We start from the raw sequence: 6068 nt of genomic DNA on the forward strand, positions 1-6068 counted from the left end.
AAAAGAACTTATTACAATGGGGCGTTATGCGTGGAATGGTTTATTCGGGCGCCAAACAAGTGTTGATAAACAAGCCATTCAGCGTGCTCTTGAACTCACCCATACAGAAAAATTTGCCAATCAGATTGTGGATACACTTTCAGGTGGCGAACGTTCGCGTATTTGGTTGGCGATGCTTTTAGCACAACAAAGCCAATACTTATTACTAGACGAGCCTCTTGCGGCATTAGATATAGCCCACCAAGTAGAAGTAATGCAGCTTGTCTACCAATTAAGTCGCGAGTTAAATTTAGGCGTGATTATCGTTATTCACGATATTAATTTAGCATCTTATTTTTGCGATCATTTAGTTGCTCTACATAGTGGGAAACTGCTAGTCCAAGGCAATGCCCATGAAATTGTCAATACGTCATCACTTCAAGCTATTTACGGCATTGAATTAAATGTGCTCGACCATCCTAAAACTCATCGTCCTGTAAGCTTTTATTAGTTGGAACATAATATGAAAAAAATCTTATTCATATTGACCGCACTTTTCAGCATTTATGTCCAAGCTGATGAAGGACAACAAAATATAGCCACTGTGGATTGGACAGTTACTGAGACCTTATTGGCACTCGGTGAAAATCCAATCGCTGTCGGTGATATACACAGTTATCGAACTTGGGTAATGGAACCGAAACTTCCCGAAGATACCATTGATTTAGGCATTCGCTTACAACCGAATTTTGAAGTCATTTCTATGTTATCCCATGACGTAAAAAACCAGCCATTACGTTTTATTCATAGCCAATTCTATGCAGGGTTAAATGAAAAACTGTCGTCTTATGGAAGAGTATATAACGTGAATTTTTATCAAACAGGTGATCTTTGGCAAAACATCTTAGCCGCCACACAAGAAATAGCCCAAATTATCAATAAACCACAAGCGGCTAAAAAATTAATTACTCGTTACACCTCTAACATTGAAAAATTAAGAGAACGACTTATCCAACATCAATCGCAGTTTGCAGAACGTCCACTTGCTATCGTGCAATTTATTGATACGCGTCATTTACGCATTTATGGTGAAAATAGCCTTTTCGGCGCAGTCGCCAAACAACTCGGTTTTCAGAATGCGTATTTGCCTGAGGTTAATATTTGGGGCTTTCAAAATATTGAGATTACCGAGCTTGCTCACCTACCACAAAATACGCGATTTATTGTCGTAAAACCTTATCCGAATAATATCGCCCAAGCCTTAACACATAACACCTTATGGCAATATTTACCCTTAGCCAAGGATGCTCTTGTATTACCTGCTGTTTGGTCATTTGGTGGTATTCCTTCTGCCGAACGTTTCGCACAGACTCTAACAGAAAGCTTAATTCATGGAGGTGAGGCATGGTAAATCGTACTAGAATTTTCTTTGCATTATTGTTCACACTTTTTGTTGGATTGACCGTTTCCTTGCTCCATGCTCAAATACCTGAAAATACATCAATCTGGTTAGTATTCCAACATACTGATAACTTGGATCTATTACTTGTGCAATCTTACAGTCTGCCACGCATTACAATGGCGTTACTAGCAGGTGGAGCCTTAGCCTTTGCCAGTTTATTATTACAACAAGTAATGAGCAATCCACTAGCCTCTGACAATACGCTTGGTATCAGCAGTGGCTCGCAAATGACATTATTCTTAGCGACAATTTTTGCTCCCAAATTGCTCGAAATGGGTGCAAGTTTTATTGCCTTATTGGGGGCAGGATTGAGTTTGCTATTAGTAATGACCCTTGCCATACGAAAAACCATGTCACCACTTTTATTGATTTTAGCAGGCCTTGTTGTCAATCTGTATTTTGGTTCATTTACGGGTATGATGATGTTGTTCTATCCTGAAGAATCTCGTGGTTTAGCCTTGTGGGGAGCTGGCTCACTGGTACAAGAAAGCTGGCGAGATAGCCAACTATTAAGTCTACAAAGTGCGGTCTGTTTTGCCATTGTTTTTGCCCTTATTCGCCCATTTAGTATTTTGACGTTAAATGACAATAACGCCAAAAGTCTCGGTGTGCCTGTAGGCAAACTTCGCTTTATTGGCGTGGTAACTGGTGCTTATTTAATTTCATCCGTAGTCAGCAAAGTAGGAATGTTGGGATTTGTGGGATTAGCGGCAGCAACGATTATCCGACAAATGGGAATTCGCACATTAAAATGGCAACTTATCGGCTCTTTTGCAATGGGAGCATTATTACTTGCTATCACGGATTTGATTTTACAATTTATCAATCTTTATTATCAAATCAGTCTGCCAACAGGTGCGGTGACGGCCCTACTCGGCACACCGTTGCTACTGTGGCTAATGTTTAAAGCCTTGCCAAACACAGGACGATTAACCGAAAATTCACTGCAAAAATCTCGCCAATATCGACCGCTCTTTACAATCTTTATTATCGTTTTATTAGCGATAAGTGTGATGCTAGCCTTATTTGTGGGGAAAATGCAATTTTATCCTTACATTAAAATTACCACATTCGATAATCCTTTTAATCTGGAATTACTTGAATTGCGTTATCCACGTATATTTATTGCAATTTGCGCAGGCATTTTACTTTCAGTTGCAGGTGTGCTGTTACAACGCTTAACCTTAAACTCAATGGCAAGTCCCGAATTATTAGGAGTCTCATCTGGAGCTGGCATGGGTATTTTAGTGTTGCTCTTTGTTTTTCCCACACAACAAACGATACTATTTTGGATCTCTGGTATTGTCGGAGCATTTATCGCACTAGCCATTTTGGCAGCGATCAATCAACGTAACGGAATGCTCCCCGAGAAAATTCTTCTTACAGGAATTAGTCTTTCTGCCTTATTTGATACGGTGCAACGCCTTGCTATTGCAAGTGGTGACCCGCGTGCAAATCAATTAATTTCATGGACATCAGGCTCTACACAAAATACCGATCCAAAGCTTGCTGTGCCATTTTTCATACTAAGCCTTGGACTTTTACTTATCAGTTTAATTTTTAGTCGTTGGCTAGAACTCTTAAGCCTACAAGCCCCCATAGCAAAAGCTTTAGGGCTAAATTTAAAACTCACCCGCTGGATACTGATTTTATTCAGTGCAGCACTAACAGCCATCGCCACATTAATGATCGGACCGTTGAGCTTTATCGGTCTTTTAGTACCACATTTAACGAATTTTTTAGGCGTTCACAAAGCCAAAAATCAGTTACTTATTTCTGCACTTCTCGGGACAACCATTATGGTTTTAGCGGATTGGGTTGGACGACAAGTTTTATTCCCTTATGAAATTCCTGCTGGCCTTATCGCCACTTTGTTAGGAGGAAGCTATTTTTTAGTGATGATGCGAAAAATTTAATTATCCAAACTGGATTTGTGCGACATTCGCACATAATAACCGAGAAAATATCATTTTTATCAACACAAAAGGAACTTTACAATGAAAAAATCCTTTCTTTTAACTACTGTCGCAAGTAGCATTTTACTTGCAATGAACACCGCTTATGCGGAAGAGAATGTTGAGCAACTGGATACCATTGAAGTGAGTGCTGATGCCTCGCAAACTGGATTAAGCAAAGAATTCGCAGGTGGCCAAGTTGCAAGTGGTAGCCGTATTGGTATTCTAGGAAATAAATCGAACTTAGAAAGCTCATTTGCGACAACAAGCTACACTAACAAGTTCATTCAAGATAAACAAGCTCGTAGTGTGGCAGATGTACTAAAAAACGATCCAAATGTCCGTGTTGCTCGTGGTTTTGGTAATTTCCAAGAGTCCTATTTTATGCGAGGTTTCATTACCAATTCCGACGATATTCTATATAACGGTTTATATGGCTTATTGCCACGTCAATATATCGCCTCTGAAATGTTTGAACGTGTAGAAGTTCAACGTGGTTCTTCGGCCTTCTTAAACGGTATGGCACCAGGAGGTGGTTCAATTGGCGGAACCATTGCATTAATGCCAAAACGTGCACAAGCTGAAGACCTTAACCGCTTAAATTTAGGCTACTCCAGCAATGAAAGAGCAAATTTCTCTACAGATATTTCTCGCCGTCTGGGTGAAAATAGAGAATTCGGTGTGCGTTTAAATGCCGCTCATACGGAAGGAGAAAGTGCCATTGATAATGACAATGCTCGCAATACAGTCTTCCATTTAGGACTAGACTGGGAAGTTGAAAAAGTACGTTTATCTGCAGATTTAGGCTATCAGAAAAACTACTTAGGCAGCCCACGTCCAAGTGTTACACTATCTGGTGTAACCGTAGTTCCTTCGACTCCTAACCCTCGTAGCAATTGGGGACAAGGATGGACTTATTCTGAAGAAAGCGATATTTTCGGCACATTTCGTGCAGAATATGATTTACACCCAAACTTAACGGCTTATGCCGCTTATGGCTATCGCTATGGCAAAGAAGCGAATGTATTGGCTAATTTACGCGTGAACAATATTAATGGTAATGGCACTGAATACCGTTTTGATAATACTCGACGCGACATTATTCACACGAGCGAAATAGGATTAAAAGGTCATTTTACAACAAATGAAGTGGAACATGACGTGGTCTTATCCGCCAATCGTTATCAAGAAAAACGTAAAAATGCCTATGTCATGGATTGGCAAAATACGTTTGCAACCAATCTTTATCACCCAACATTCATTTCTAGTATTGCTTATTCTGCGAATGCACTAAAAGGCAATGATCTTTCATCACCTGCACTACAACATCGAGCAACGTTAAATAGCGTTGCTATTGGCGATACGTTGTCGGTATTAGATAAAAAACTTCAAGTGACCTTAGGTGCTCGTTGGCAACAAATTGTTTCAAGAGATTTCGCATACAATACTGGAATTGAAGGCGGTTACTATAACGATTCACGAATTAGTCCAAGTGTTGGAGTTGTTTACCGAATCCTACCCGAATTATCCATTTATGGAAACTATATCGAAAGCCTTGCTCAAGGAGATACCGCTCCAAGCACTGCAGTGAATCAAGGTGAAACACAAAAACCTTATATTTCTAAACAAAAAGAAATTGGCATTAAATATGAGTCACAAAGTGGATTTGGCACAAGCATAGCGCTCTTTAGTACTGAGAAACCGCGTGGTTATTTAGATAGCAATAATTACTACACAACAAAAGGCAAAGATCGCCATAATGGGGCAGAAATAAATGTTTACGGGCAAATCACATCGAATATTCGTTTATTAGGTGGTGTGACATTCTTACAAGCCAAACAACGTAAAACAGGTTCTAACACAACAGAAGGCAAATACACGATTGGTGTACCAAAATTTCAAGGCAATCTAGGGCTAGAATATGATGTGAGAGCATTAGAAGGACTTACCTTAGAATCTCGTATTACCTACACAGGTTCAAGCTATGCAGATTCACAAAATACACTGAAAGTTAAAGGCTGGACGAAAGTAGATGTGGGAGCTCGTTATATCGCAATGATTGGTAACACGCCTATCACACTAAGAGCGCGAATTGATAATCTCACCAACAAAAAATATTGGGAATCTGTTGGCGGCTACCCTAATTATGGATATTTAGTTTCTGGAGCACCTCGCACATTTAGCTTAAACGCAAGCATTGACTTCTAAATTGATGTATTAGTAATAGTTCAAAGTGCGGTTCCATTTAACCGCACTTTTTTATTTTTTCCTTTTATTGCTTTCATCAAACATTTTCAATATTCTCTATTGGATTTAAAACTACTAAATACTTACATCTAAAACACAATACTATGTGACGAATAATTACAAAAGTTATTTTGTTTTTTCTTTTATCTATTGTTTAATAAACAAAACTTTTCTCATCAAGATTCACTATGGACATCGCTTTTTTACTCGGCACTAAAATTATTGAACTGACACTTATTGTGCTTATTGGTTATGGGTTGGTTAAATCAAAATTATTAAAATCTGAAGATAGCAAGCCGCTTTCCATTATTGGACTTTATGTCATCAGTCCAGCGGTGATGATTGAAGCCTTTCAAATTGATTACACACCTGAAATTCTACAAGGTTTGCAGCTTTCACTGCTTATGGCCGTGTTTCTTCAGGGT

General features: G+C 39.1%; 4 protein-coding genes and 1 pseudogene. All 5 read left to right on the plus strand.

Translation table 11 applies throughout. The annotated features are described in order from the left end of the window. A partial coding sequence (locus KH943_RS08780; protein WP_304110085.1) for an ABC transporter ATP-binding protein occupies positions 1–490 on the plus strand: 490 nt, incomplete at its 5' end. Between the two features lie 12 nt (positions 491–502). Further along, positions 503–1390 (plus strand): iron-siderophore ABC transporter substrate-binding protein, encoded by an 888-nt coding sequence (locus KH943_RS08785; RefSeq protein WP_304110087.1) that lies wholly within the window; start codon positions 503–505, stop codon positions 1388–1390. Continuing rightward, a complete protein-coding gene (fhuB, locus tag KH943_RS08790) occupies positions 1384–3357 on the plus strand; it encodes a Fe(3+)-hydroxamate ABC transporter permease FhuB (protein ID WP_304110089.1) in 1974 nt (657 codons plus the stop codon). Before KH943_RS08785 ends, fhuB begins: the two co-directional genes overlap by 7 nt. An 81-nt stretch (positions 3358–3438) precedes the next feature. Beyond that, positions 3439–5604, plus strand: coding sequence for a TonB-dependent receptor (locus tag KH943_RS08795; RefSeq protein ID WP_304110091.1), 2166 nt, complete (start codon positions 3439–3441; stop codon positions 5602–5604). 227 nt (positions 5605–5831) lie between these two features. Further along, positions 5832–6068, plus strand: a pseudogene (locus tag KH943_RS08800) (AEC family transporter); the annotation flags it as partial.

The sequence above is a fragment of the Haemophilus parahaemolyticus genome (assembly GCF_018373095.1).
Classification (GTDB): Bacteria; Pseudomonadota; Gammaproteobacteria; order Enterobacterales; family Pasteurellaceae; genus Haemophilus_A; species Haemophilus_A parahaemolyticus_A.